Consider the following 1,005-nt stretch of genomic DNA (forward strand, 5'->3'; position numbering starts at 1 on the left):
GTTGGCGAGGGAAGGGCGATTGGCGTGCGTGAGCACGTCGATCACTCCAGCCACTTTCAGCGCCGCGCTGGTGTCGAGCCGCACGATGCGACCGCGGGGGATGGTCGCCTCAACCACGAAGCCATGAACGAGGCCCTCGGCGGAGAATTCGCCGGCATACTTCGCAGCACCCGTGACCTTGGCCCGGCCGTCGACGCGCGACGTTGGTGTACCCACATAGGCGTTCATCGGGCCCTCATGCGATCTTTTTGTCAGCTTGGGATTGCGGTGTGGCACGCATTGCCTGCATCAACGTACGCACGACGGCCCGGCGCGCGAGCGCGATCTTGAAACCGTTGTGCGCGCGAGCGGTCGCTCCCTGCAGCAGCAGGTCGGCGGCGTGCCCAAAATGATCCGGTGTTGCCGCCTGGCCGCGCAATGCCGCTTCGGCCTCGAGGCTTCGCCATGGTTTGTGAGCCACGCCGCCGAGCGCAAGACGCGCATCGACGATGGCGTTGCCCTCCAGTTCGAGCGCAGCTGCGACCGAGACCAAGGCAAAGGCGTAGGACAACCGGTCGCGGATCTTCAGGTAGCTGTAGTTTCTCGCCAAGCTCTGCGGCGGCAGCTCGATCGCGGTGATGATCTCCCCGCTGCCGAGATTCGTGTCGAGATGAGGCTTGTCGTCGGGAAGCCGATGGAAATCGGTCAGCGCGATGGTGCGTTGTCCGGTGCGGCCTGCAATGTGCACGAGCGCACCGAGCGCGGCCAAAGCTACGCTCATGTCGGATGGATTGGTCGCGATGCAGGATTTGCTCGTGCCGAGGATTGCGTGGTTGCGATTGAGGCCATCCAGTGCCGAGCAGCCGGTGCCGGGGCTGCGTTTGTTGCATGGCGTCGTGGTGTCATAGAAGTAGGCGCAGCGCGTTCGCTGCATCAGGTTGCCGCCGACGGAGGCCATGTTGCGCAGCTGCGCGGAGGCGCCTGCCAGAATGGCGCTGGCAAGCAGGGGGTAGCGCTGTTCGATCA

The 1,005-nt window shown here is 64.7% G+C and carries 1 protein-coding gene and 1 pseudogene; both read right to left on the reverse strand.

Annotation, left to right across the window (positions count from 1 at the left end; all coding sequences use genetic code 11):
- Positions 1-228 (reverse strand): annotated as a pseudogene (locus tag JHD07_RS13250) (xanthine dehydrogenase family protein molybdopterin-binding subunit); the annotation flags it as partial.
- A gap of 7 nt (positions 229-235) precedes the next feature.
- The coding region (locus JHD07_RS13255) for an FAD binding domain-containing protein (RefSeq protein ID WP_291622755.1) at positions 236-1,005 on the reverse strand (770 nt) is incomplete at its 5' end.

Source organism: Bradyrhizobium sp. (genome assembly GCF_016462955.1).
In the GTDB taxonomy this organism is placed as follows: Bacteria; Pseudomonadota; Alphaproteobacteria; order Rhizobiales; family Xanthobacteraceae; genus Bradyrhizobium.